Source organism: Peribacillus sp. NPDC096540 (assembly GCF_050278525.1).
GTDB lineage: Bacteria > Bacillota > Bacilli > Bacillales > DSM-1321 > Peribacillus.
The window spans coordinates 1-26246 of record NZ_JBNNTG010000041.1 but is presented as its reverse complement, the minus strand read 5'-3'; the positions used below and the strand labels follow the sequence as shown (position 1 = coordinate 26246).

Sequence of the window (26246 nt, the reverse complement as noted above, 5' to 3'; positions counted from 1 at the left end):
TCCACCTTTTCGGGGCTTGTGCAAAAATACCCGGATTTGAGACCAGCGCCTTTTCCACATTTTATAAAAATGACTATATTACTAGTATCCCGCGAGAGATAGGTTAGGTACATGTTGCGGGTATTACTCTATAATCCTCCGCTCCGATCGATCGGTGACCATGGTTTTCATGAAATCATTTATTTACTCATGGCCTGACCGTCGTCAAGGGAGACGTCCCGATCGCACGAGGCCGGCTTACAAAGGAGGCAATCGTAGTGAATACGATCTGGTCCATTCGAACCGGAATTCGGGATTTCCTTGAGGCCATCTATCGAACTTGCCAATCATGGATTGCGAAATATCCGTTTATTAAAACGGCGTATGCGATTTTTTCCTGGCTGTCTTTGCTTGCGTTTGTGTTGAGTTTGTTTTTCGTTAAAGAATCGCGTACCATGATGATTCAATATTTGTGGTCGTTTTATGTGCTGCTGCAATTTTGGTTTCTGTGCCGAAGCAAAACTATGCCGTGGAGGCAAGTTGTTCTGTTCGTTCTGTCAGGTGTTTTCCTTGTCGTACCATTCACGACGCTTACGGTCAATGCTCTCCATGCGTTTTTCGGGGGGGAAACTTCCGACACTTGGTCCATTGCCGTTATCACGCCAATTTTCGAAGAATTGTGGAAGCTCCTTCCGCTAGGTATATTTCTGTTTTTTTCACGTCGAGCTTCCGCCTTGAGTTTAGGAGATTTCACGCTCATCGGGGCGGCAACCGGTGTCGGCTTCCAACTGATGGAGGAGCTTTCCCGAAGGTGGCTAAGTTCCGGCAGCATTCTTGAGAAAAAGTTTGGCTATAGCTTTACAATTCTGGGCGGCGAAACGATCCATTGGGATTTGTTCTCACTGTTTCCCGGGCGTTTCGAAGAAAGTCTGTTCCCGACGCTAATGACCGTCGGTCATCCCGTACATACCGCCATGATCACGCTTGCGTGCGGAATTGCTTATCGGCTGCGAACAAGACTGACGAAATGGGTTTTTCTGTTCCCGGCAATCCTTTTGCTGTGGTCCATCCTGGATCACGCGGCTTATAACGGCCAACACAAGCTGCCGGGTTGGGTGTTCCGGCTTCATGAGTGGACCGGCAGCGGTTATAAAACTCAGCCGGCCTTCCTGCTGATGCTGGCCGCATCGCTCATTGCCGATTACTGGTCGCTGAACAAAATACGGAACTGCCTTCCGTTGCTACCGAACGAGCCGCTTCTTAATCCGTTTCCCGAGCTGTGGAATATGATCCGCTCTTTTTGTCTGGACCGGGGGAAATTCATATATTGGCTAGGCTTTTACCGGGAGCGCAGGGAGCTTGGATTTCATTTACTTTATGGAAATGAAGAATCGGCCGGTAGACAGGAGCCTGTCCAGGCTCGGGTAAAGGCTCTTTGCCAGGCTCTAACCGGACTCGCGATGATTCTGCTTGTGGCCGGTCTGTTCGCAGGCATCGGGGCTCATGCGGGCGGTGGGGAAACAGCATGTTTCGCCTGCATGTTCGATTCGCTGCAAAATTGGTGGGATCGGCTGGATTGGTATGAACAGGGAGCGATCGTGCTCGGTGCCCTTGCCTTGTCATTGCTGTTCGTCGGATTCTGGCCGGCTTTTGGCATCGCGATGACGGGGGCGGGAATTGCCGGGAGCGGACATGAGATTGCTGGTTATATCCACGATCCGAAGAAGCTGCTTACTCCCGAAAATGCGTTTTCCGTCGCTATAGGCATTGTACTAAGCCGGATCCCGTTCGGCAGAGCACTAAGATGGGTTGGGAAGAAAGGGCGCCGCTATGTGCGCAAGCTTTTGGATAAGCTTGGTTCCCAGAAGCGAGATGTCGACGTTCCGATTAAACCGAAACCTCCGAAGAGTGACGGCGAAAGCCCGGGCAAGCATACGGACGATCCCAAGAAGCCGGATGACGATACGCCGAATAAGGATAAAGCCGATGAGGATACGGGGTATACTGGTGGTAGAAATCAAAAGGAATTGGATGATTTAGCAGGTGATCCTTCACATGGAGGCAGAATTAGAGAGCAGGGTGTGAAAGAAAGAGAGATAGGCTTGGAATTGGAGAAACAGGGCAAACTAGGTAGAATAATTCGAGATCCTCTGGATAATGGAGGAGCAGAATTTATTGATACAACTAATGGTGTAAAATGGGATGTTAAAAGCTTTCAATCTTATCCAAATGGGCATACATCACCAAAAAAGGGAGCCTTTACAGTAAATAATGGAATGAAAGGGATCAATAAGGAACTTGATAAAAACTACAATGTAATAGTTGATACGAGAAAGCTGATTCCTGAACATATTGATCAGTTAAAAGAGGCAATAAAAGAAGCAGGAATAGCTGATAGAATTATTTGGTATCCATAGTTTAGGAGGGTATGCAGGGCATGACAATATTTAATGTTGAGGAAATTATCGTTCAACTTGAATCACATCGTCTTTGGATAGAGACCATTGGTAAGAAAGGTGAAAAACTCGGCTTAGATGAAATAGACTTACGAAATTTAGATTTATCAAAATATCCGTTAGATCAAGCATACCTTACAGCTTGTCTTTTTGATGGTATGAACTTAAATCTCAAAGATATGTCTTCATCTTTATTATGTTCATCAACTTTTAAATTCGCTAATTTAGAAGGTTCAGATTTTTGTAAGTCTAACGTTTCATATGTAGATTTCACAAGTGCAAATATTAAAGCCGCAAGATTTGCTGATAGTGAATGCATTGAGACAGTTTTTGTTAAAGCTGATTTATCAAACGCAAATTTAATAGGTGGTCTTTTTGATGAGGCAGATTTTCGTGAAGCGACATTACTGAATGCTGATGTAAGATTATCTACGTTTGAAGGGGTATTACTAAAGGGGGCTAAGTTAGGGGGGATTCGAGGATTAGAGGAGGCTTTCATTAAAAGTGTTAATATAGGTACTCCAGAACACCCTATAATTCTTAAAGGAGAAGAAGGTAAACAGTGGCTCATTAATGAAATCAAAGAATAACTTTTAGACGTTATTGATCGAGACAATACCGTTAAATCTAAAACAGTAGCTTTCAGTGCGGTCTTCGGAGTTGAATAACTGATGGCTATTAGTGCAATGATCCTTGATCCACAAAACGATTTTGAAAAACACATCTTTTTTCCAGTTGCTACGGAATCCTTTTTCAAAGAATTTTCGATACCTGCCATCCAATCCTTAGGATTACAATGGGTAGATCTTTTATCGACAGGTGTTGATGTAGAAGAGGAAGGTTTACCAAGTATTCTTGCTGAACTTGATAAATTAAAAGAGTGGGTGCATCTGAACCTAGAAGAAGAACAGAAAACCAAATTATTTGAAAGAGTAGAAGGGCTTAAGGAAAAACACCCAATGCATTTCAACGTAAAGACATAGTTGTATTTATAGGATAGCTTTGATATCACAAACTTATGTTGCCTTTGAACTCCTCTTTCAACCAATAACTCACTTAACCTATGTAATACCTGGTTCCAAGGTGGCCGGATGTGGAGAGAGGAAGTGCCTGCGCTCCTAAAGGAGGTTTCCCGGTATAGGACTGTGTGGCGCTCCAAGATGGCGGTGACACTAAGGAGCATATGCTATGGCAGGCTGGAGCTGCTGGTGAGCGGGCTGCCCAACACGTTTCGGCGCGAGGGTGTGGTCGTTTATATCGGGTGATGCAATACCATAATCGTCATAAACGCTCATAAAAGTTACGCCAACAATACACCGCACCATATTTCCAATATAGAGGTTTTCATAATCGCAACCATAATATTTAATTGCTTCATTGCTCAATGGGATTAAAATGCAGTGGGGGGTGGAGGGTTATTGATGAAAAGTACAGTTGTAGGAACGATTGCTGTATTATTTGCCGTTTCCTTGCTGGTTGGTTGTAATGATGCAAAAAAAAACGGAAACCGCAGAGTTGAAACTAGAGGGGGACTGGAAGCTTGTCGCCGGTTCCCAATCGACATCTTGCTTTTCCGGGATGAAATTTTTAGAAAATCCTACTTCCGATAGGGACCCTTTATCCGTTCATGAAACAACGGGAAATTTTACCCAAATATGGTTCGGGGAATACGAGAAAGAAGGAAAAGATATTCGGGTTATATTGCACGAGCCCAAAGCGGAGCCTTTCATTATGGTCGCCAACCGCAGCGGAAACGAATTGAAGTTACAATACGAATGGAAATCGGCAAATTTAGTCTGCTCGTATCAGCCTGAATAACATGTATATATTCTCAGAAGCCGCGGTTATCAAATGAACTTTGGCTTGATAGATAATAATTTGATTATATAAGAAGATTATTAATCGGAGGTGAGTTGATGATTCGAAGGTCTATCTTAATATTGGTAACGTTAATCTTATTCCTTGCTGGTTGTAGTAATGAACCGGAAAAGAATATTTCAAAAACTCAGAATCCATTAAATTCAAATCAAAGTAATGAACCGGAAAAGAATACTTCAAACATTCAGGACCCATCAGATTCAAATCAAAGTAAACCTCAGACTTCCTTAACAGATGAACAAATATTAATGAAACCTCCAGGACGTTTTGCTGGTTCTAACTATGATGAACAGAAGGTTCTGGAGGTTCTGGATCAATTATCAAGCGACTTGACAGCTGATCAATATAAGGAAGAGCTCCTCCTCCTATTGGCTGAAGATTATCGCCCTTATGTGACCACTTTCAATAATTTTGAAACAGAAGTTAAAGTGAATAATGAGCGACCTAATGGTAAAATCACATTACCCACAAGTAAGAAGTTACACATTTCGATCCTACTTGATGCCAGTGGCAGCATGAAAGCGCAGATCAATGGCAAATCAAAAATGGACTCTGCCAAAGAAGCTATTCAGATCTTCTTAGATAAATTACCAAAAAATGCAGAGGTATCTTTGCGGATTTATGGACATAAAGGAACAGGAAGTACGAAAGATAAAAAAGTATCCTGTAACAGTACAGAAGAAATCTTTCATGGTCAAGGCGAGCAGACAAATCAAATAAAAACGGTACTTCAAGATATAAAACCAGCCGGATGGACGCCAATTGCAAATGCTCTGAAATCTGTAAAACAAGATATTAATCCTGAGACAACCGATTCGATTGTATATGTGGTAAGTGATGGAATTGAAACTTGTGGAGGTAATCCAGTGCAGATTGCAAAAGAACTTCATCAATCAAAGGTTAAGACAGTTGTGAATATTATTGGCTTTAATGTGGATAACGAAGGACAGAAATTGCTTCGACAAGTTGCTACATCTGGTGGTGGAGAGTTCACTTCTGTAGATAATGACGAATCACTAAAAAATTATCTCAATAAAGCGTATGCCAAATTACAAGGCGAGTGGACGACGTGGAAAGAAAAAGGAGAAGGACAGGCAAATACACAAAAAGAACAGAAGCAGGGAGCTATCAATAATACAGAAATGGATATGCAAATTCTAGTGAACAAAGAATATTATAATCTGCTAGCAGCCCTTAAGTATCTAGAAACTAAATACGGAAATGCTATCCCTCACGGTGAGGTCTGGAAACAGATTACTGAACGTAAGAATTTCGCATGGGATTATGCTCGTGATACAGGGAGGCGTTTGTATGACGAAGTCACAAAAAGTGGAAATGAGGTTTATGACGATATCAAGGATGAAGGGGATAAGAATATCGATGATCTGAACAATAAGAAAAAATAATTAGCGGCTGCGGTGGAATGACACGATCATGGAGGATCAATGATTTTAATGGCAATCCTAGGGCGTTTAACGCCTTTATGTAGTGCTGAATAAAAAAAGATAATGATGATTCTTTTAGATGTAAAGAAAATACCTTGGAGGCATAAAAACCTATTCTAATTTAAAGCACAATTGCCTTATATACTTATTTTATTAATAAACCTTTTTTAGTTTAATAATAAATGATAGGGTGATTTATATGTCATTAAACCCTTATTGGGGTAACCTTTAGCGATACGCAGATTTACAACGTTATTCCAGTATTGAAAATCCCAATTTCTCAGTGATATAAATGAGAAATTGGGATTTAATTATTAAACAATCGCGATTGTGAAACAAGAAAACTACGCTTCCTGCACGCGGAATCACTAAGAAAGGGGCAAGACACAAGTATATTTATGATGTTGGATAGAACCATCAGGTGATACTGGAATTTTAGAGGACATTAAAAGTTAATATTGAATTCCTAGAGGAAACAAATTAATGCTATTGTATATCTCCGAAGGGCGTGATGACTATATCGAGCATACCACTCGGTTAAAGGTGACCCCGAGTAGAATATAAGTTACATATAACACTCCGAAAAAGCTAATCACTCATTATTCATATATAGAAGGAAGTATTGTTCAATATATCCAGATCCTCTGTTAGTTATGTTTTCTCCACCGCCGAGTTAAACACGTTTTCTGAGATCCCATACCTTCATGCAGAAGTATTTAGTGATCTTTTTTCGTCTATCTTTTGTTTCTGGAGATGATTCTCAAATTTCCTTTGTTTGAAAAAAGAAACCATAGCACCGGACCTCTAACATAGAGTTAGTTAGCAAGACAATGCAGCTGTTAAAGCAGCAGAGAATGCAGGGCTTCCAATTATTCTCGCACTTGCAGAACGATATTTAGATTATATTAATATTGAGATATTTGCAGAAATCGTAAAAATAAGATCTGCTAAATCCCAAGTTCCTGTCTGCTTACATTTAGATCATGCATACAACCTAAAATCAATTACCGCAGCTATCAATTCAGGATTTTCCTCTGTCATGTATGATGGTTCCCAGCTTCCTTTTGAAGAGAATGTCCGGCAGACGAAAAAAATTGTTGAACTCGCACATAAAGCAGGTGTTTCCGTGGAAGCTGAGTTAGGATCCATTGCACGAGGAGAATATTCTGATGAAGAAGATGGAGATCATGTTTTAACAGATCCAAAATTAGCTAAGTATTTTGTGGAACAAACTAATATTGACTTTTTGGCACCAGCAATTGGAACGTTTCATGGAATGTACAAAGAGGATCCGGTGATTGACCTTAAGAGACTAGATGAAATTCACACCAGTTGACGGGGATTCCCCTTGTTCTGCACGGAGGATCCGGCACGCCAGTGGATAGGATTTTAGATACAATCAATAGAGGAATTCGGAAAATTAATGTAAACACTGAGGTGTCGATTGCAGCAGTTACCTTTTTAAGTGACCACTTGAATATCGATTCAAAAAATGGTGATTTTCCACATTTTTCTACTTTGAACGAGAGGGTTCAGGAAGAACTTGCCAAAGTGATGGAGAATTATATCGTTCTCTTTTCAAATGAATCAAAGTCGAAAAGCCATTAGACTTTGCTCTAAAAAAGAGTAAAAAAAAGCACCTTGCTTACCTATTAAATAGGCTGTTGCAAGGTGCTTGTATTATTTGTTTGAAAATTCTCTGAATAAGGTTATAATGAAAGTGTTGGAGAACCTAGCCAACTAGACACCCTTAGAGAATTGCCTTGTCCGCTACTTTCTAAGGGTGTATATTAATATTTTGACTCATACTTGGTTGAATATCCGGTATGGAATGATGGTGTGTAATAGATGGATTTGATTTTCCATTCAGGATGGCATTTAACACAACTAGTGTTATTGTACCCATCACTACTCCATTCCCACATATTAATTGGACTGTTTCCGGGAATTTATCGAATGCTTCAGGGACCCCCTTGATTGCTAGACCGACCCCTATTCCTATGGCAATCGTCAATTGATTGGCAGGTTTGCTTAAATCCGCTTTGGCTACCATCCCTAAAGCTGCAGATAGAAGCATTCCAAACATTGGTATCATAGCCCCACCCAAAACGGGTAAAGGAATCATCGTCGTAAGACCGGCAACCTTAGGCACAAAAGCTAGAACGATTAGAATACAACCTGCCGTGATTACTACCGAGCGCTGTGTTACTTTTGTCAGCAGAACCAAGCCCACATTTTGTGAGAAGGTAGAATGGTTAAAAGAGTTGAAGATACCACTTATGAAGCTCCCTATTCCTTCTGCACGCAGCCCCTTTTCTACATCTTTTTCAGTTATTTCCTTCCCGCATACTTCCCCGAGTGTCAAAAAGACGCCTATGCTTTCAACAGCAATGATTAAAGATATGATTGTCATAGTGATAATAGATGAAACGTCGAAGGTAGGTACCCCAAAATAGAAAGGAGTCACCATTGTAAACCAGCTGGCCTCTTTAAAGGCAGAGGTATCGACCATACCTAAAAACCCAGCCAATATAGTACCAAGAACCATGGCGAAAAGAACTGAAATCGCTTTCACAAATCCTTTAGTAAGTGTATTCAACAAAAGGAAACTCAGTAGTGTAAAACAAGCTAGCGTTAGATTCATAGGATCTCCAAACGTTGGGGAACCGCTTCCGCCCGCTGCATTTTTCATGGCTACTGGCATTAATGACACACCTATAATTAAAATGACGGACCCTGCAACAATTGGTGGGAAAAAGGGTATTAATTTACCAATTACTCCTGATAAAATAGCAACAATTACTCCAGATACCATAACTGCTCCTAAAACCCCGGTTATACTATGGACCGATCCTATAGCTATTACTGGCTCAACCACGATAAAAGAAACAGCCATTAAGGCCGGTAATCTTATACCAAAGCCTTTACCGCCAATAACTTGAAGCAAGGTGACTATCCCACAGGCAAGTAAATCAAACGAGATCAGGTATATAATCTGCTCTTGTGTCAAGCCGATTGCAGGACCCACAATTAGTGGAACAGCTACCGCTCCTCCATACATTACACAAACATGCTGTAAACCTAACAATAGCGTGTTTACTTTGCTCAAATTTTCCATGTTTGCCCCCTTTTAATTAGTAAGCGCTTTCCAATTATGTGAATTGAATGAAATCCCCTCCTTGTGATTTTGTAAATACTTCCGTATGGTCGGTTTTATTGTTGCTTATTAAGAAACACTATTTACAAAATCGATATATTTTATATTATCACCACCATAATGCTAAATCAAGACTATTTTTTTGAAAAATAAGAATATTCTTTCAAGTATATTGAGTTTATAATTAAGAAGAATAGGGGGAGAAATATGTATTTAACGGTCGAAAAAGCTTTAAAGCTTCCTGCCCTAAACCAAGTAGAAGTTATTGGAGGAAAACAAGGGTTGGCTCGGGTAATTAATTCAGTAAGTATAATGGATCATCCGGATATATCATGGATTAAACGAGGGGAACTCCTACTGACAACTGGTTATGTGTTTAAAGATGATCGGAACGCACAAATCAATCTTGTTAGGGAATTGTCGAAAAGAGGAAGTGCTGGATTAGCTATCAAGATTAAGAGGTTTCTTTCTACGATTCCTCCTGGAATGGTAGAAGAAGCGAACAAGTACAAATTCCCATTACTGGAGATTCCTTATGAAACGCCCTTATCCGACTTATTATTCAGCTTTACACATGAACTTGTTAATAAGGAGAAAGTGAAAAACAATGGAAAAGGAAGTTTTGAAATTTTTCATTCTTTATTGAATGGAGAAGGTAGGAGTTCATATTTTATTCCCCAATTACAGGAATTTGGCTTTAATCCCGATAGGCCATATATTCTGCTCTTATTAAATAAAACGAAAGAAGAAGGGGATTCATTCTTTCCAATTGATAGAATGTTGGAGAAATTAAACCATACGGAAAAAAAAGATTTTAAGTATTGGTATATCGACTTCGATGGTCAATTGATTATCCTACAAGGAAAAGGAATGGTGACTGATGAATGCCTACTTCTGCAGGCTGAAAGAATTGCCGTCCTTTTAGAAGGTCTTATATCCAAAGATCATCCTAGCTCTTCAATATCCATGGGATTAAGCAAGGTAAAAAAAGAAATCTACAAAATGAAAGAAGGATTTATTGAAGCCAAAAAGGCTATTCAACTTGGCTCGAGGGTTAACCCCGCTAATATCAATGATTACGCAAGCCTTGAAGTTGACGATTTAATTAATCAAATCCCAAAGGATGCAATAACTCAATACGTGGTATCCATGATTCAACCCATTATTATATATGATAGGGAAAATGAGGGGGAGTTGTTAAAAACGCTAGAAACATATCTATCTTCAAGAGGGAAAATAGAAGATACGGCACGAGCTTTATTTGTTCATCGAAATACTGTAAAGTTCCGTTTGTCTAGAATTGAGGACTTATTAGGAGTTGATTTAAAATCAAGGGATATTGCTTTTAAATTGCAGTTTAGTATAAAAGCTGCGAAGTTATTAGATGACTAGGTAAAGGAAGTAGGATCGAAGTAACCTGGAATCAAGTGTTACTGAACTTTATTATGGAAAACTGCCAGGGAATTAACTATCTCTGGCAGTTTTTCATATAGTATGGACTATTTCTTATCGGCTATCCAGTAGACGTTTGGCATATAGGGCAAGTTTTAAAGTGAACAGATTATCATTGCTTAAGTCCAATCCTAATAGTTTTTTTATGCTTTTTATTCGAAAATGAATAGTGTTTCGATGTACCCCCATTTTTCTGGCCGTTTCAGCAGGACGAAGATTGCTTTGCAAATATGCCTCCAAGGTTTTAATCAGATCAGACTGGGTTTCATCGTCATGGTCCTCCAATGGTGCTAAATTGCTGGAAACAATATCCATGAGCGCATTTTTCGGAGCATACTGCAAAATTGTAAATGTTAGTAATTCTTTGTAGCTGTAAATTTCCTTTCCTGGGTTCAATCGTTTTCCCAAATCAATAGATTGTAAAGCTTCCTGTAAGCTATTAGCTAGGTTATCCATACCTTTATGATAGTTACCGACTCCCAGTGTAAGTTTCATTGGTAGGTGTTTAGATAAAGTAGAGATAATTTGTTGGCTTATCTGGGTAATTGTTGAATAAAAGAGGGAGTTCCCTAGGGGGATAGTATCCAGATAAATGATAACTAGGCTGCCCTTAATATTCCTTATGAGCTTATCAATTTTATTTTGCTCGGTTAGCGTTTCAATTGTCTTGATAAGCTGTTTATAAGTATTGGAATCATTCCTTTGATTCCACTGTTGCGATAATGGTAAAACAGTACATATGTATCCCCCAGTAATTTGATGGAAGCTGGATTTGACCTCCGTTACTCCTGAAAACCCGTAACTTATATTTTCGGCACCAACTCCTGAAAGATCTTCAATTCTATAATCCAACTCTTTTTGTTCATTCTGTCTCGTCACAATTTCACGAAGTAGGGGAGACATGATATCTGATAGCGAAAACTCAGGGGGGATTTTGAGAATAGGCAAATTGGCCATATTGGCAATACTGATGGTAGTTTGTGGAATTTCTTCCAGTTTAATAACCAATCCTGCACAATTCATTTTTGCTAATTCGATTACGAACTGGTCTAATTGTTGCGGATTATCTTGAAATAAGAATCCAGTTGTAAGAATCAATTCATTTGGCTTCAACCAGGAAAGCACATCAGGAGCATCGAAGCTATTGATGGATTCTATTTCTCTATTAAGTCCATGTACGCCAGCTACCACTTGGCATTGTTTTATCTGTGGTAATTTTAATGCATTAGTCATCGTTAAATGCATGATAGGTCCCCTTCGTTGTGCTTCTTTTTTCTAATTTAACTAATTTTTTGAATATTAGCAACTAAAGCTAAACTATTATAATGATAGCCTGTTTTTAAAGGGGAGTGCGGTAAGCACAAATGGTTTCGAGAAATATTAGCTTTTTCAGCTAATGACCTATAAATAAGCGGACGTATATAATTCAATTAAGTTAAAAATGTTTTAAATTACCAAAATAATCAGAAGGAGGGAGAACCAGTATTGACATCTGACCTTAATAGCATAAATGAGTTGAACAAGGTAGAATTCATCCAAAAGTTAGGATGGGTATATGAACATTCTCCATGGATAGCAGAGCATTCATGGGATTACAAGCCATTCATTTCCTTAGAGGACCTAACACAGAAAATGGAAATAGTTGTGCAGAATGCCTCATTATCGGAACAGCTCCAATTAATCAAATCTCACCCGGACTTAGCAGCCCGGATTGATATGGCAGAAGCATCAGTTAAAGAACAATCCGAAGCCGGTTTGAATTCGCTTTCTTCGGATGAATATGAAGAATTTCATGTGTTAAATAATCAGTATAAAGATAAGTTTGGATTTCCGTTTATATTTGCTGTCCGGGGCCGCGATAAAACGTTGATAAAGGCAGAGATGAAAAGAAGGATTGGTTTGGATCAGGCAAGTGAACTTAAGGAAGCGATCAAGCAAATCAACTTTATTGCTAGCCACAGATTATCTGATTTAATTAAATAGTAGGAGGAATAATATGACAGTTCAAAATGAAAACAGGACGATGTATTACGGTAAAGGGGATGTATTTGTATATAGGACTTATGTACAACCACTTACAGGTTTGAGGAAAATACCGGAATCAGGTTTCACAGAAAGAGATAATACTATTTTTGGATTTAATTGCCAGATCTCACTTAAAGGGGAAGCTTTTTTATCTTCTTTTACGGAAGGAGATAATAGCTTGGTGATTGCAACGGATTCCATGAAAAACATCATTCATCGCCAGGCCGCCAATTATCAAGGAAATACGGCGGAAGGTTTTTTAAAGTTCATATGTGAAGTTTTCCTTGATAAGTATAGCCACATAGATGCAGTAGAACTGACAGCAATTGAAGTTCCCTTCGATCATGTACTTGTTCCAAAAGGGGAGGGACATGAAAATAGTGATGTTGTCTATCGATGTTCTAGAAATGAGAGCGCTACCACTACAATCGAAGTGAAAAGGACACCAACCGGAAGCAAAATCGTTAAGCATTCAAGTGGAATAGTTGGTGTCCAGTTAATCAAGGTTAAAGGAAGCTCTTTTTATGGATTTATTCAAGATGAGTATACTACACTGCCAGAAGCTCATGATCGTCCACTATTTATCTATTTAGATTTCGATTGGGAATATAGCCGCTGGGAGGATGCCACTGGAGCAAATCCAGAAAAATATGTAGCAGCTGAACAAATTTGTGATATTGCAAACACAGTGTTCCATGAACTGAATAACCGTTCGATTCAGCAGCTCATTTATCATATTGGTATTAGGATTCTAGAACGTTTCCCTCAGCTGGCAAATGTTCAATTCAAAACCAATAATCGTACCTGGGAAACGGTTGTAGATACCATTCCAAATTCAGAAGGCAGTGTCTATCAGGAACCACGTCCTCCGTTTGGCTTCCAAGGCTTTGTCGTTACACAGAAAGACGTTAAACAAAAAGCGGTTGCTGATTCAACTGTAGGGGTTTCGCAATAATGGACAGTAAGCTAACCACACATGTTTTAGACCTGTCTAAAGGCCTGCCGGCAAAAGGGATGAAGGTAGAGCTTTGGGCCATAGCAGATCATGGAGACCATTCTTTCATTAAAGAGGTCTATACAAACAAAGATGGGAGAGTAGATGACCCACTTCTTCAAGGGGATGATCTCAAACCTGCTGAGTATGAGCTTGTCTTTTACGTTGGGGAATATTTCAATGATGGAGGGAATGATCCTAATATAAGGCCATTTTTAAATAAGGTCCCACTTCGTTTTGGAATAAGAAGTAATGAAGGACATTATCATGTTCCTCTGCTTGTTGCTCCAGGAGGATATAGCACCTACCGAGGAAGCTAGTAAAGTAAGGGAATTGGAGGGTTCAATATGGCACATGAGCGTACAGGTGTAGTGACTTTAGGAGGTAATCCAGTGACCTTAATTGGTCCTGAACTAAGAGTAGGAGATAAGGCCCCTGACTTTACAGTATTAACAAATGACCGCCGTAAAGCCCATTTATCAGACTATAAAAATAAGACATGTATAATCACAACTATTCCTTCGCTTGATACTGGTGTATGTGATTTACAAACAAAGCTCTTTAATGAAGAAGCAAGCCAAATGGGTAAAGAGGTAGCAGTGTTGGCTATCAGCACAGACCTCCCCTTTGCTCAAGGAAGATGGTGTAAAGAAAGTAATGTGGAAGATATAACCATTCTTTCCGATCACTTTGATTTGTCATTCGGTACTGCATATGGAACGTATATGAAAGAACATCGATTGGAATGCAGGGCAGTATTTGTAATAGATAAAGAAGGAACTATTAAGTATGTGGAATATTTACCGGAAGTTACAAATCACCCAGATTATGAATCCGCATTGCAGGTAGCGAAGGAAGTGATAAATAAAGTTGGTACAGCTAAATAATTATTTTCCCTCATAAAGGATAATAAAATTTCATTCTATTATCCGTAAGACTGTCCAATTCAAATAAATTGGACAGTTTTTTGAAGATACTAAATTAAATTTGAATAGTTTTGCAGCGACTTTATTAAGCACAAAATGAGATAAGTACTGACTTAATCGATGATGATTTATCTTTTCTTTTTGAAACCCCTGCTGCAGAATTCCCTGATGGTTTAGATCATCAAGACACTTTGGCTAAAAATGTATTAGGTCCTAAACCTAATGATAAAACCCTTTCCTTAAGGAACAATCCACAACAGAAACAACTTGCTTTAGAATTTGAGGAAAAGAACAACGTAGAACATAAACAAACAACTACTTACACAATCTTTAATCAGGCTCTGAAGTCAGTGAAAAATTGAAAAAAGTGAGTGATCCTTCTCTTAGGTGAGGCAAATCAAATTGACATTCAATTGACTATACATGAGATTCCCAATTCTAGTAAGAATCCTAAAGTGGATAAAAGAAAAGATCGTAAAAGCGTTACTCAAACTGCTATCTTAAATAGTAGATCTACTATAAAAAATGAAAACGACCGTTTATGGGTAAATACTGAGTACATTTCAAAAAGAATCAAAAACTAGTAAAATGTATAACCAAAAATGTAACCAAAATCAAAACACCAATATATTATTAACCACCCCCTTTTTGGTATTGCTAAGATATAAAAAGGGGGTGGTTTTGTTGAAATTTGGATATGCACGCGTAAGTACAAATTGATGCATTAGCTCACTACGGTGTGGATCAGATATTTGAAGAAAAAAAATCAGGTAAAAAGAAAAATCGACCTCAGTTAGATGAACTACTTAAAGTTTTACGTAAGGGTGACACGGTAATTGTCTATAAATTAGATCGTATCAGTCGAAGTACCAAACATCTTATTGAACTTATGGAACATTTCGAATCAAAGGAAATTCATTTTGTTTCCATTCAAGACAAGATTGATACCACAACTGCTATGGGATGCTTCTTTTTCAGAATGTTGGCCAGCATAGCAGAATTAGAACGTGATATTATCAGTGAACGAAAGAAAGATGGTTTGACGGCTACTAGAGCTAAAGGAAAAAGCGGAGGAAGACCATATCTTTTTTTAATCTGGACAATTTTTCATATCTTCAATCTTTAAACCATTTTCGAAATGGAACTTTTAAGAGCGCCAATTCAATTGAGCTCAAAATTCAGCAAAAACTTCTCTGAATATGACGACTTTCTTCTATTATATATACTCCCCAAACACATCTGATTTCCACAAATGAATCGCATGGCGTTCTTTTTCAAAAACCTTCTCCAAATAAATTTCTGTAGTGGAGAGCTGCTCATGGCCCAGACTCTTCATAATCTGATAGACATCAACGCCATTTAAGTGAGAAATGATGGAAAAAGCATGTCTAAATGTATGAGGACCAATGGAAGAAGAACGAAACTTAAAAAAGGCAATCCACTCTCTTTAATGGCTTTTGTTATGTATTGAGACAAATAAGAGGGAGAGTAGGCACGGCCGGTATCGGTCGTAAAGAGCGGGTTGTCTACATCTGCTGCGTCTATATCGTCGATGCCTCTAGCTGAACGGAACATTCGAATACTATTCAGTCCTTTTTCTTTCAATGGTATTTGCCTTCTTTTATTTCCTTTAACTAGGACCTCTAAAAAATACGTGCTGATAATGGAAGCATATTGAAGATCCTTGACTCGAAGTCTTGTAAACTCTTCAATACGCATGCCTGTCATCGTTAGGATGTGAATAATCGAAAAAACGATGGGGTGGTTGATTTCCCTGAAGTAATCAAGTAGCTGAATGACTTCCTTTGGTCCCAAATCTCGGTTTGGCCGATCATCTTTACGAATATTGATCTTATAGAAACCTTCATGAATGGGATCCGTGATATAGCCTGATTCGAACAGGAATTTCAAAAAAGACTTAATGATGGTTGTCTTTCTAGATAATGTGGTAACGGAATAAGCTCCTTTTATTAAGACATAGGGGCTTTTTTCTGATAACCATTCCTGATATCTTCGAATGTGCCGGCTAGATAGAGATTTAAAGAGGGAACCCTCCACAACTTTTTCCAAATCTACATTGATTTCCACCGAATTAGTGAGTAATTGTTCAATAAATTGAAGAAGTTCTCGCTCATAGGCTTGGACGGTGCGGGTGGCCTTTTCATGTTGCCGTTTTAAATGCTCCCGCCTTTGAAGAAACCACTGTAGCTAAAGTTTAGTTTTTTAGATAACATAAAATAAGAGCAGTGGTGAAAAATGACCCACTGCTCTTATTCACTATTTCGATAAAATTTTTGTGCTCTGTTTTGATAATCTAATAAATTTGGTTTCACTAACAAAAGTAGAGCTCAAAAGGAGTGCACCACCTAGCATTTGAATAATAGTCATTTGTTCTTGTAAGATTACCCCTGAAATCAGTATAGCTACAAATGGATCTACATAACTTAGCATAGCAATACTCTGTCCCTTTAACTTTTGCATACCCGAGAAAAATAACCAAAATCCAATACCAGTGTTAATAATCCCTAACAGTATTATAAAGGGAATGGATGATCTTGATACTTCCAAGATACTGAATCCCTCCGTAAAAAGCACATATGGCAAGAGAAGTAAAGCAGTTGTTCCAAGTTGGATGATTGTAATCTCTAACCTGGCCATGTTTTGAATAAATTTATTTAATAACATTAATGCAGCGTAAAATGCAGCTGCAACTAATCCAAAAAAGATCCCCAGTAGATCACCTTTTCCAGATGTACTTATGCTATTTCCAACAATCAATAACATACCTAATATCGCTACACCAATACAAACAATCTTTTTGATAGGTAATTGTTCCTTAAGGATAAATGGTGAGAGAATCATGACAAACACAGGTGCAAAGTAATACCCTAATGTTGCGTTAGTAAGTGTTGTATAATCGTAGGATTGATACAAAAAAATCCAATTCCCTCCTAATGCCATACCCGAAAGAAATAAGACGGAGGCATTAGCTTTCACTAATTTCCATGGAATGGATTTTTTCATCATAAAAAATACGGACATTAAAAATAGACATCCGATTGAACTACTTAGTAAAGCTGTTTCACTCGAAGATAAATCAATGTATCTTACAATTAAACCAATTGTACCGAAAATAATCATTGATAATATAAACTGAACGTTAGATTTCATCGCCTACTCCTTCGAATCTGCGAAACAGCTTATATTTCGCAGATTCTTAATCTGTTGTAAATATAAGCGTGTTTAAAGGAGTAGCCGGTGGTGGTGGTGATGTTGAAACGGGCTTTCTAACGTATGGATTTATATATGATAATGGCATAATAAGCCTCCTAAGTGTTTTGATTTTTTATTTAAATGTAGTATTTAGAGAATGATTTATAACAATTATACAGTATAATATTATTTTTGAATTGGATATTTTTATAAATAATGTTTTAATTAAACTTCTGGGAAAGTACATTCTAAAGTGATTATAATTCTTCTTCAACGAAAGGGTATTCGGGAAATGCCAGTGACAACCTTTAAATTTATTTACATGATGATAGAGTGAACATGATTAGATAAGATGAATTTAGGAATAAACTCAAGGAATGGGGCACGTCTAATGATTATAAAAGTTGTAGATTATGATCAAAGTTGGACAAATGAGTATAAAAAAGAAGAACAATGTATTAAGTCTATCCTCCAAAATGAATTGGTGAATAGTTTTCATATTGGTAGTACATCGGTTCGGGGTCTAAAAGCAAAACCAATCATTGATATTTTACTTGTAGTCCATAACATTAATAAGCTGGACTTGTTTTCTGAACAATTTCAAGATATTGGATATGAAGTTATGGGGGAATTCGGGATTACTGGAAGAAGATATTTCCGAAAAGGTGGAGATAATCGAACCCATCAAATTCATGCTTTTCAATATAACAACATGGAAGAAATTGAAAGACATTTAGCATTTAGAGATTACCTTCGTGAACACCAAGACGTTTGCAATCAATATGGGGAATTAAAGAGCAAACTTGCGGAACGGTATCCAAATGATATTGATGGATATTGCGCTGGAAAGGACGATTTTGTCAATAGTATTGAAAAAGATGCTATTAAATGGTATTGGATAGTCCGTTAATATTAAAATTTTTTTCACATTGATTAAAGCAATGTGGTTTAGTAAAAACTGGGGGTCATTTTTACAATTCTTTTACATTTTTTACTATTCAGCAATCGGGCGCTATTGTTGAATAAAACTTAGATTTTTAAACGACTTTATTGTTATATTTTTTAGTGTAGTGAAGTATCTTACACCAAAAATTCAACAACTATATTTTTAACCCCGTCCTAAATTTAGAACGGGGTTATGCTTGTTTGAGCTTTTAAAATTAAATAACTGTATTGTCATTTTACACGTCTGTTTTTAGGTCTTAGTTAAAAACGGTACTATATTATTCACGGTATATTTGTAATAAAGAAATTAAAAAACTAAAATACCCATCATTAAGTTATGAAGAGTTCAATATTCGTTATCAAGAAGTTCAAATAAAAGGCTGGTTTCTGACCGCCGAACATACAATTTAAAAAAGCCTTGTGTGATTTGTGTACATGGTTGAGGAGCAAATAAATCAAGTATGCTGCGTTACGTAGATTCATTACTTATTAAGAATTATCATGTATTGTATTTGAGGTACTTGGTCATGGTGAAAGCGATAGTATCAACATTCAGGTTAGGATTGAAACATATGTTACTAGTCTGAAATAACGTCAAAACGACAAGGTAAAGAAGTTAAGAATTATTAGTGGGGAAATATTTCCGTGTGTAACTTGAAATAGTAATATTAAAGTAATGGTAGTAGCATGGGAAACTAATAATAATTGTCCTTTTTGTGGCAAAAATTTAATTTATAATTATATTAAAAAGGTTGTCTATCTAAGGAATTAATCTGTTTGAAAATCATTAGTTACTATATTTTAGGTTTAAGCTATCTCACCAACATCCAATGTATCGCCAAATAACATCGACATATGTGGAGTGCGTGTCACAATTAATTTTTATAAAATAATTGAGTAGATATGTAGAAGGGGAATGGAGCCGATTCTGTTGTTTGGAACTAACTATATTTGAAGAACGGTTCCTGTGGTCTTTCTAAAAAGTTATGACATGATGTATGTTGAGTCTCTAAAAATTGATTTAATCTCAACTGAAAAATAATATATTCTTATAAAAATTGAATTTATTACCATACCCGTTATAATAATAAATAGGAATTTGTAAGCGAACACACTGAATAATTTAAGGGAATGTTTAATTCTTGTAAATAATAGGAGGAAATCATGGGAAGATTAGTTCATTTCGAAATTCATGTGAATGACATGGAACAGGCAAAGAAGTTTTATGGAGAGGTATTCGGATGGTCATTTCAAGATTGGAGTGATTATGCTGGAATGCCCTACTTTGGAGCAGTAACTGGCGATGAGAATGAACCTGGGGTCAATGGTGCTTTGATGCAGCGTCAAAGTGCTCCGCCGGAAACAAACCAAGCTTTAAATGCATTTGCTTGTACAATGGGAGTGGAAAATTACGATTTAACGGAAGCTAAAATTATTGAGAATGGCGGCAAGGTAGCAATGCCCAAATATGCCCTGCCTGGAATGGCTTGGCAAGGATACTATATTGATACCGAAGGCAATATATTCGGAATTCATCAACCCGATGTGAATGCAAAATAGGATAATAGGTGAATTAAAACATGAAATTACACAACACGGCAGGCATGCTTGAAAATGTACGCTATATCTGTCTTGCGCTGCCCGAAGCTGTTGAACTTATTGACGGTTTCGGTCACAATACTTTTAAAATCAATGGAAAATCCTTCGTGATTTCAGGTGAAAGCGAGAAAGGATTCAGCTTGTCGCTCAAGTCAAATCGGGAAACTCAAGAATTATTGCTACAGAAAGAGAATTTTTTCAAAACCCCGTATATAGGACATCACGGTTGGGTCTCTATTCAAAATCCGAATAGGGGAGACTGGGATGAATTGATCGATCTAATTCAAGAAGCCTATTTACGTGCGGCACCGAAGCGTTTGGTTAAGAAATGGAATGAGTTGCATAAAAAGTGAAGAAAGGCGGATGATATGCCTTTTATTATTTTACGGAAAGGTGTATGGTCAAAGTGAATGTTGAATCTTTCTTTTCTGAAAACATTAAAGCTGCACTTAAAAATGATCCGCCCGGTGCATGGATGCCAGTTCTTCCAGATGGTTGTATTCGCTTGAGTTCAGGCTATCCGGATCCTACTCTCGTTCCTGCTGAGGAGCTCAAGGGAGCAGTAGCCAGACTTCTTGATGAGGAGCAGGATTTGCCGCTCCATTATCTCGGAAGTCCACGAATTGCAAAACTAAAGCAGCAAATTCAAAAAAGATTGGCAGAGCGTGGAATTTGCGTGTTGGAAGAACAGCTTTTGATTACATCAGGAGCTTGCCAGGCGATTGATCTTATTGCCCGCATTCTCCTTGATGATAAAGCGGTCGTAGCGGTAGAATCTCCCACCTATATGGAGGCTCTAGAGATTTTTCAAAACTATACGAAGCAGATTATTAGTATACCTATAGATGAACAGGGACTCCAAACATACCGATTAAAAGAAATGCTGGATGAAAGGAAACGTACAGGTCTCACCCTCCCGCGTTTTCTATATACCATCCCAACCTTTCAAAATCCGACTGGGACGACTATGACCGCAGAACGCCGGAAGCATTTATTGGAGCTTTCCATCGAGTTTGATTTCCTCATTCTAGAAGATGATGCATACGGAGAATTATCCTTCGATAAAAGTCCGGTGCCAATAAAATCTTTTGATAAACGCGGACGAGTCCTCCACGTTGGTTCATTATCCAAGGTAGTGGCGCCAGGAATGCGGATTGGATGGATAGCAGCGGCAAGTGAATTCATTAATGCTTTAGCGTGGTTTAAAAAAGATTTAGACCATCCATTTGCTCAAAGTACAATGGCTGTATACTTAGAAATCACCGATCTTGAGAAACGCCTCGACCTTCTAAAAGATGTGTATCGTGCTAAATGTACTACGTTGATCCGTTCGATGGAACAATTTCTTCCAGAATCCGTATCCTGGTATGTACCAGATGGTGGATACTTTGTATGGGTGAGAATTCCAGGTGTTGATACGTCTCATTTATTATCACAGGCTCTAGCTGAGGGTGTTTCGTATGTTCCAGGGAAATACTTTTTCTTGGATCAAAAGGATGGAACCGAGTTTCTCCGGCTCTCGTTCAGTTATGCCAATGAGAAAGAAATAATCAAGGGAATTCGAAGACTAGGACAGCTTATCGCATCTTTTTTGAAAATAAATTTGAAATAACTTGAATGAGCCTACTTCCTTAAAGGAGGTAGGTTTTTTGCTAATAAAAGGATTCTTTATCTCTTTCGCGATGATTTTATCGAAAAATGCATTCATACTTTGCGTGAACCAAAACATTAGTATTGCAGCACCGACCAAGATAATAAGAAAAATCCCGAGTAAAGTTAGTATAATTTTTTTGTTTTACTCATAAATGTCGTCCCTTTTATCAGCATCCAATTTCAATATTTTCCATATTATTCTAACGCGTGTATAGCTCATAAAAACCATATAAAAATCAGCTTACATAAAACTGATAGTCTAAGAAATTTGAGAGAACTGCTGTATATTAGCAGTTCAGTAACCTAAGAACCAACGATAGGCCATGTTCGTATCTATCTCTTCAATGGTCTTACGCATCGAGCGAATACCGAAGGTATTGAATGAATGTCAGTTTAACTAAAATAACTGGATCAATACTTGGGCGTCCTACCTATGATTACATATCTTTCACCAAGTCATAAATGAAAGAGAAGTCAATGGCGGCTCAATTTTACGAACCAAATGGTTCGCTGGCACCAGTTGATCTAAAGTAATCATTTCAAGTTGATCTCGCTGAATAGAATCATGTTTAGAAAGCATCCTTATCACCTCAAGTTTTTATACTTCTATTTTAAAACAAGGCTCTGTTAAACTCTAATGTTGATTTATAAGCAAAAAATTAGGGAAGCCCTAACTTTAATGACTTCCCCTTATTTTGCCTTTATTTTTTTCCAATTAACTTATTGATTATATATTTTACCAAAAGAAAAGTACCAATTAACAAAATAATCCCTACAAAACTAATTGTGAGACTATCCCCTTTGAAAGTAAAAGGACTTAGTATATCACCGTCAAATAAATAATCAATTAAGTAATACACAAGGGAAATTACGATGAATAATGACATATCCAATATTGTAATCCTCTTGTTTTTAACAGCCAATATTAACCCTATTACTAAAACACTGAAAAAAATCCACGCTCCAAAATTCACCAGACCCACCTCACCCCATAATAGAAATTATTGCGATAGAAATGATACTACACAATGAATTTTGATAACCGTAAACTGTCATATGTGTCTGTCATTTCAAATACAAATGAAGTTAATAGAAACTCTTTAATATGCTGTTTAGTGCTTTCGTTACTACGACTATCGACAAACAAGAACCAAGCAAGGTAATTATCAAGATATTTCGTAGCCACACCTTTAAAGCGGTCTATCCATTGCTTTAGACGGGAATGAAGACCATTGACATTTTGAATATGATACAAGCCCTTAATAACGTGTTTGCCTCCGTCTGATTTAATACGGTAATGCTCTAATCCTTTTTCTTTTGCATAGGTTTTATAGGCTCTCCAGGCATCGGTTACAAGCACATTTTCGTTGGACAGTTTAGAACCAATCAAGGCATCGACTTTCGGTTTTACAATACGCCCCATACAAGCAACTTTGGATACGGTTGCTTTTGTTCGGTCTCTGGCAACGAGAACACATACCTGTTCGTGGCTTATCCCCCTATGTTTGGACTTTCCGCCACGTTTACGAGGTTTACGTTCTGTAATGCCACGTTGTCCCTTTTGAGAGAACAGGAAATAGGTTTCGTCAATTTCAACAATACCTTCAAAATGTTCAACATCCATTTGTTTTAAGGCGTTTAACAGTTTGTGCCTCCAATAAAAAAGCGTAACCCAAGTAACTCCTACGATTTCAGCAGATTTTCGCAAGGAATATCCTTTGAACATACATTCAACAAATGTAATCCATTCGTTGCCTTTTCGAGAACGGTACAAAACAGTGTTGGTGGTATCAGTAAAAGTCTTATTGCAATATTTACAGTGATAGCGTTGCCGACCATTATATTTTCCGAACCGAACAACGTGTTCTGATGAACAATGAGGACATTCAAATCCTTCCTTGAAGCGAGTTTCCCTCATTTCATTGATTAAACGACCACCAGCAGAGGAAGAAGGTTCAACATAGCGTTTAACCCATTGGTAAACTTGTTCTTTTTTGGTATGTGGTAATTTGTCGATATACTTTAACAAGTTGCTAAACGCTTTGCTCACCTTGATAACCTCCTCGAACGCTTGTTCTTATGATGATTATATCAAGAATTCGGACAAGTATCAAATATCAACATTTACCTTTAACTGAGCCTATATAAAAGAAAGTGAGAGTGAAAATATGAATATTAGAGTAGCAAGTGAATTAGACTACCCTGATTTAAGACTTATATACCTAGAATCTCGTCGTAAAAGTTTTCATTGGGCAGATATAGAAAAAATGATTTTAGAAGACTTTGATAAACATACTGAAGGAGAGTATATAATTTTAGCAGAGGAAGATACCCATATCCTTGGATTTGCTTCTTTGTACTTGCCAGATAATTTCATACATAATTTATTTGTACACCCTGATTTCTCAGGTAAGGGTGTTGGTAGTCAATTGGTTAATGCCTCCATAGAAAAAATGAATAAACCAATAAGATTGAAATGTGTATCTGAAAATCAAAAAGCGATGAGGTTTTATGAGAATAATGGTTGGAAGAAAGTTGTTGAAGAAGGTAAACCAGAAGAAAAATATTGGGTTATGGTATTTGATTAATATAAATACTTGAGGACTGTTTTAATTTTTTGATGTTATGCTAAGTGGGTGCTTTAGAAAAATAACTGAGGTGCCATTCTTGTAGTTTTTTCACATTTTCATATTCAGCAATTGTGCGCGATTGTTGAGCAACTCAGTTAGAAAATGATCAAACTTTTTTATAAAAATTGGACAATACTTCACCAAGAAAGAACTCATTTTGATCAATCTTATTTCAAAATGGGTTCTTCTTATTTACCGTAAAATACTGGTTTATGAGGTATTTTTGATCAAACTTTATTTTAAATCAACATTAAGTGCTATTTTGCACTTCAAAATACGCCTATTCTAAACAATAAAAGCACTTATCCAAGCTGTGAGCTGGTAACAAGTGCTTTACGTTTTATTTTAGAGGTTTTTCCAAATAGCGATAAATCGTCGTGCGAGACACGCCCCATTTTTCTGCAACATCTTTAATCGGTGTACCACTTTCGATAAGTGATTTCATCATTTCAATATCTTTTTCCCCAAACTTCTCTGGGCGACCACCAAGTCGACCACGCGCTCTTGCTGCTGCACGACCAGCAGCTGAACGTTCTTCTATTAAGTTACGCTCAAATTCCGCAAAAGCTGCGAACAAGTGGAACATCAATTGGCCAGTCGCATTACTTTTATCCATTGTTAGGTTTTCTTGTAGACTATGAAAGCCGACACCACGTTCATTCAAACTATTCACAATGTGAATCAGGTCCTGCATATTACGACCAAGTCGATCCAGTCGCCAAACCACAATTGTATCCCCTTCACGTGCATACTCTAATGCTTCTGCTAATCCTGGGCGCTGCTTCTTTGTACCACTCATCTTATCGTGAAAAATTTTACCACAACCATATTTCGTTAGCCCATCCATTTGCAAATCTAAATTTTGTAATCCTGTTGATACACGTGCGTAGCCAATTAACACCAAAATCACTCTTTCCTTATTTTTCTCTAAACTCATTGTAACATAAGATAAAATCACATAGGTTATTGAACGTAGAATTATGAACAGAGTTTTGTTACGATAAAGGCAATAAAAAACGTCCTTTTCAAATCGAACAGTGGTGTGTTCAGAAAAGGACGAGTTTTAGAACATATGGAGTGCATTTTAAATTCAGCAATCGTGCCAGATTGTTGAGTAACTCATTTTCAAAATAAATGGATATTGTAGAAGACATTGTGAAGAAATGTACTTAAACTAAAGGGGCAGTTTAGTTCAATAAGGAAGGAAATATTTTCATATATGAAATAGAATTTTTTTCGCTTATGCTGAAAATATAAAAGAAGGTTAAGGCGTGAAAAAAGGTCTTTTCCAAAGCCCTTAAAGGAGTAATATCAGGTAGACAAATAATTGTTACAAGGGTGGGAGGATATTAAAAATATCTTATCAATTATCAGGAGGATTTATGGAGTGAAGAATTGGGTAATTCGAGTTCTAGTTATTATTGCAGGGTTACTTTCATGGGCTGTTTTGAGAATTCTATTTCATTATCCTTATTAAACTAAAGGGTGCGTTAGCTGAAGATCAGAGCTGTCTTTAAGGCAGCCTTTTTCTTATGGCACTAACGGGGCAGGTTAGTTTAAGTAGCGTAGTTTATTCGAACTATCGGCATATAAAATTATCCATTATGTTACAATTAAATTGGATATTTTAATGAAAACCCACTATTTTAATAAGGTTCTATATCTTACCTAGCAAGGAAACGAATACGAGCTCTCAAATTAATTTTTCTGAAATTCAATTTAATCAAAACTATTTAAAATTTACTTTTACGTTAATAGTAATAATGGCAATATTTATTATCGTCATAACCATAAATAGTACGGCCAACCATCTTAGGGGGACAAAACACTTGATAGCATTACTATTACTTCTAATTTATATCGTATATAGAATTTATAAATCAAAAAGACCTTT

Annotated in this window: 24 protein-coding genes and 2 pseudogenes; 18 read left to right on the top strand and 8 right to left on the bottom strand. The window is 37.5% G+C overall.

Going from position 1 to position 26246, the window contains the following annotated elements:
- Positions 1-257: 257 nt before the first annotated feature.
- From ACQKMR_RS24335 to ACQKMR_RS24305, 7 genes are all read left to right on the top strand, one after another.
- On the top strand, positions 258-2396 hold the full coding sequence (locus ACQKMR_RS24335) for a PrsW family glutamic-type intramembrane protease (RefSeq protein WP_427699595.1): 2139 nt from the start codon (positions 258-260) through the stop codon (positions 2394-2396).
- 20 nt (positions 2397-2416) lie between these two features.
- Positions 2417-3025: a pentapeptide repeat-containing protein gene (locus tag ACQKMR_RS24330; RefSeq protein ID WP_427699594.1), complete on the top strand. Its 609-nt coding sequence runs from the start codon at positions 2417-2419 to the stop codon at positions 3023-3025.
- Between the two features lie 81 nt (positions 3026-3106).
- Entirely contained in the window at positions 3107-3418 is a 312-nt protein-coding gene (locus tag ACQKMR_RS24325; protein WP_427699593.1) for a hypothetical protein, read from the top strand.
- A 502-nt stretch (positions 3419-3920) separates the two neighbouring features.
- Positions 3921-4253: a hypothetical protein gene (locus ACQKMR_RS24320; RefSeq protein ID WP_427699592.1), complete on the top strand. Its 333-nt coding sequence runs from the start codon at positions 3921-3923 to the stop codon at positions 4251-4253.
- 98 nt (positions 4254-4351) lie between these two features.
- Positions 4352-5719: a vWA domain-containing protein gene (locus ACQKMR_RS24315; RefSeq protein ID WP_427699591.1), complete on the top strand. Its 1368-nt coding sequence runs from the start codon at positions 4352-4354 to the stop codon at positions 5717-5719.
- A gap of 907 nt (positions 5720-6626) precedes the next feature.
- The gene (locus ACQKMR_RS24310; RefSeq protein ID WP_427699608.1) at positions 6627-7094 is read left to right on the top strand and encodes a class II fructose-bisphosphate aldolase; all 468 of its coding nucleotides are present in this window, start codon (positions 6627-6629) and stop codon (positions 7092-7094) included.
- Positions 7095-7135: 41 nt separating this feature from the next.
- On the top strand, positions 7136-7366 hold the full coding sequence (locus ACQKMR_RS24305; protein ID WP_427699590.1) for a hypothetical protein: 231 nt from the start codon (positions 7136-7138) through the stop codon (positions 7364-7366).
- Between the two features lie 169 nt (positions 7367-7535).
- Here the strand turns inward: ACQKMR_RS24305 and ACQKMR_RS24300 are convergent, their stop codons facing one another.
- The gene (locus ACQKMR_RS24300; protein ID WP_427699589.1) at positions 7536-8876 is read right to left on the bottom strand and encodes a nucleobase:cation symporter-2 family protein; all 1341 of its coding nucleotides are present in this window, start codon (positions 8874-8876) and stop codon (positions 7536-7538) included.
- 246 nt (positions 8877-9122) lie between these two features.
- Between ACQKMR_RS24300 and ACQKMR_RS24295 the strand changes: the two genes are divergently transcribed.
- Positions 9123-10307, top strand: coding sequence for a PucR family transcriptional regulator (locus ACQKMR_RS24295; protein WP_427699588.1), 1185 nt, complete (start codon positions 9123-9125; stop codon positions 10305-10307).
- A 114-nt stretch (positions 10308-10421) separates the two neighbouring features.
- Here the strand turns inward: ACQKMR_RS24295 and ACQKMR_RS24290 are convergent, their stop codons facing one another.
- Positions 10422-11612, bottom strand: coding sequence for a PucR family transcriptional regulator (locus ACQKMR_RS24290; RefSeq protein WP_427699587.1), 1191 nt, complete (start codon positions 11610-11612; stop codon positions 10422-10424).
- 240 nt (positions 11613-11852) lie between these two features.
- On the opposite strand from ACQKMR_RS24290, the gene uraD reads away from it, so the two are divergent.
- The 5 genes and pseudogenes from uraD to ACQKMR_RS24265 form a co-directional block, all read left to right on the top strand.
- Positions 11853-12350 (top strand): 2-oxo-4-hydroxy-4-carboxy-5-ureidoimidazoline decarboxylase, encoded by a 498-nt coding sequence (gene uraD / locus ACQKMR_RS24285; RefSeq protein WP_427699586.1) that lies wholly within the window; start codon positions 11853-11855, stop codon positions 12348-12350.
- Between the two features lie 13 nt (positions 12351-12363).
- On the top strand, positions 12364-13347 hold the full coding sequence (gene pucL / locus ACQKMR_RS24280; protein WP_427699585.1) for a factor-independent urate hydroxylase: 984 nt from the start codon (positions 12364-12366) through the stop codon (positions 13345-13347).
- Positions 13347-13706, top strand: a complete 360-nt coding sequence (gene uraH, locus ACQKMR_RS24275; RefSeq protein ID WP_427699584.1) for a hydroxyisourate hydrolase — start codon at positions 13347-13349, stop codon at positions 13704-13706. Before pucL ends, uraH begins: the two co-directional genes overlap by 1 nt.
- Positions 13707-13733: 27 nt before the next feature.
- Complete coding sequence (gene tpx / locus ACQKMR_RS24270) at positions 13734-14273, top strand: thiol peroxidase (protein WP_427699583.1); 540 nt, start codon at positions 13734-13736, stop codon at positions 14271-14273.
- Between the two features lie 754 nt (positions 14274-15027).
- Positions 15028-15393: pseudogene (locus ACQKMR_RS24265) on the top strand (recombinase family protein); the annotation flags it as partial.
- Between the two features lie 135 nt (positions 15394-15528).
- On the opposite strand, the gene ACQKMR_RS24260 reads toward ACQKMR_RS24265, so the two are convergent.
- The 3 genes from ACQKMR_RS24260 to ACQKMR_RS24250 form a co-directional block, all read right to left on the bottom strand.
- Positions 15529-15684 carry a hypothetical protein gene (locus ACQKMR_RS24260; protein WP_427699607.1) on the bottom strand — a complete coding sequence of 52 codons (156 nt, stop codon included), beginning with the start codon at positions 15682-15684 and terminating at the stop codon, positions 15529-15531.
- Positions 15672-16382 carry a tyrosine-type recombinase/integrase gene (locus tag ACQKMR_RS24255; protein ID WP_427699582.1) on the bottom strand — a complete coding sequence of 237 codons (711 nt, stop codon included), beginning with the start codon at positions 16380-16382 and terminating at the stop codon, positions 15672-15674. The genes ACQKMR_RS24260 and ACQKMR_RS24255 overlap by 13 nt, the downstream gene beginning before the upstream one ends.
- Positions 16383-16589: 207 nt before the next feature.
- Positions 16590-17483, bottom strand: a complete 894-nt coding sequence (locus ACQKMR_RS24250) for a DMT family transporter (RefSeq protein WP_427699581.1) — start codon at positions 17481-17483, stop codon at positions 16590-16592.
- A gap of 433 nt (positions 17484-17916) precedes the next feature.
- On the opposite strand from ACQKMR_RS24250, the gene ACQKMR_RS24245 reads away from it, so the two are divergent.
- The 4 genes from ACQKMR_RS24245 (at position 17917) to ACQKMR_RS24230 (ending at position 21681) form a co-directional block, all read left to right on the top strand.
- Complete coding sequence (locus ACQKMR_RS24245) at positions 17917-18435, top strand: GrpB family protein (protein ID WP_427699580.1); 519 nt, start codon at positions 17917-17919, stop codon at positions 18433-18435.
- Positions 18436-19634: 1199 nt separating this feature from the next.
- Positions 19635-20030: a VOC family protein gene (locus ACQKMR_RS24240; protein ID WP_427699579.1), complete on the top strand. Its 396-nt coding sequence runs from the start codon at positions 19635-19637 to the stop codon at positions 20028-20030.
- Positions 20031-20050: 20 nt separating this feature from the next.
- Positions 20051-20422 (top strand): MmcQ/YjbR family DNA-binding protein, encoded by a 372-nt coding sequence (locus tag ACQKMR_RS24235; protein WP_427699578.1) that lies wholly within the window; start codon positions 20051-20053, stop codon positions 20420-20422.
- A 53-nt stretch (positions 20423-20475) separates the two neighbouring features.
- Entirely contained in the window at positions 20476-21681 is a 1206-nt protein-coding gene (locus ACQKMR_RS24230; RefSeq protein ID WP_427699577.1) for a PLP-dependent aminotransferase family protein, read from the top strand.
- Between the two features lie 339 nt (positions 21682-22020).
- On the opposite strand, the pseudogene ACQKMR_RS24225 reads toward ACQKMR_RS24230, so the two are convergent.
- Both ACQKMR_RS24225 and ACQKMR_RS24220 read right to left on the bottom strand, forming a co-directional pair.
- Positions 22021-22302: pseudogene (locus ACQKMR_RS24225) on the bottom strand (transposase); the annotation flags it as partial.
- 441 nt (positions 22303-22743) lie between these two features.
- Positions 22744-23772, bottom strand: coding sequence for an IS1595 family transposase (locus ACQKMR_RS24220; protein WP_427699576.1), 1029 nt, complete (start codon positions 23770-23772; stop codon positions 22744-22746).
- Between the two features lie 118 nt (positions 23773-23890).
- On the opposite strand from ACQKMR_RS24220, the gene ACQKMR_RS24215 reads away from it, so the two are divergent.
- The gene (locus ACQKMR_RS24215) at positions 23891-24310 is read left to right on the top strand and encodes an N-acetyltransferase family protein (protein WP_427699575.1); all 420 of its coding nucleotides are present in this window, start codon (positions 23891-23893) and stop codon (positions 24308-24310) included.
- A 382-nt stretch (positions 24311-24692) separates the two neighbouring features.
- Here the strand turns inward: ACQKMR_RS24215 and ACQKMR_RS24210 are convergent, their stop codons facing one another.
- A complete protein-coding gene (locus ACQKMR_RS24210) occupies positions 24693-25253 on the bottom strand; it encodes a recombinase family protein (RefSeq protein WP_427699574.1) in 561 nt (186 codons plus the stop codon).
- Positions 25254-26246 lie beyond the last annotated feature (993 nt).

What these genes read in the sequence shown, in the direction of transcription:
- ACQKMR_RS24330 (WP_427699594.1), top strand. Translation starts at nt 2,417, where the DNA reads ATGACAATATTTAATGTTGAGGAAATTATCGTTCAACTTGAATCACAT.
- ACQKMR_RS24325 (WP_427699593.1), top strand. Translation starts at nt 3,107, where the DNA reads ATGGCTATTAGTGCAATGATCCTTGATCCACAAAACGATTTTGAAAAA.
- ACQKMR_RS24320 (WP_427699592.1), top strand. Translation starts at nt 3,921, where the DNA reads ATGATGCAAAAAAAAACGGAAACCGCAGAGTTGAAACTAGAGGGGGAC.
- ACQKMR_RS24315 (WP_427699591.1), top strand. Translation starts at nt 4,352, where the DNA reads ATGATTCGAAGGTCTATCTTAATATTGGTAACGTTAATCTTATTCCTT.
- ACQKMR_RS24300 (WP_427699589.1), bottom strand. Translation starts at nt 8,876, where the DNA reads ATGGAAAATTTGAGCAAAGTAAACACGCTATTGTTAGGTTTACAGCAT.
- ACQKMR_RS24295 (WP_427699588.1), top strand. Translation starts at nt 9,123, where the DNA reads ATGTATTTAACGGTCGAAAAAGCTTTAAAGCTTCCTGCCCTAAACCAA.
- ACQKMR_RS24290 (WP_427699587.1), bottom strand. Translation starts at nt 11,612, where the DNA reads ATGCATTTAACGATGACTAATGCATTAAAATTACCACAGATAAAACAA.
- pucL (WP_427699585.1), top strand. Translation starts at nt 12,364, where the DNA reads ATGACAGTTCAAAATGAAAACAGGACGATGTATTACGGTAAAGGGGAT.
- uraH (WP_427699584.1), top strand. Translation starts at nt 13,347, where the DNA reads ATGGACAGTAAGCTAACCACACATGTTTTAGACCTGTCTAAAGGCCTG.
- tpx (WP_427699583.1), top strand. Translation starts at nt 13,734, where the DNA reads ATGGCACATGAGCGTACAGGTGTAGTGACTTTAGGAGGTAATCCAGTG.
- ACQKMR_RS24250 (WP_427699581.1), bottom strand. Translation starts at nt 17,483, where the DNA reads ATGAAATCTAACGTTCAGTTTATATTATCAATGATTATTTTCGGTACA.
- ACQKMR_RS24245 (WP_427699580.1), top strand. Translation starts at nt 17,917, where the DNA reads ATGATTATAAAAGTTGTAGATTATGATCAAAGTTGGACAAATGAGTAT.
- ACQKMR_RS24240 (WP_427699579.1), top strand. Translation starts at nt 19,635, where the DNA reads ATGGGAAGATTAGTTCATTTCGAAATTCATGTGAATGACATGGAACAG.
- ACQKMR_RS24235 (WP_427699578.1), top strand. Translation starts at nt 20,051, where the DNA reads ATGAAATTACACAACACGGCAGGCATGCTTGAAAATGTACGCTATATC.
- ACQKMR_RS24215 (WP_427699575.1), top strand. Translation starts at nt 23,891, where the DNA reads ATGAATATTAGAGTAGCAAGTGAATTAGACTACCCTGATTTAAGACTT.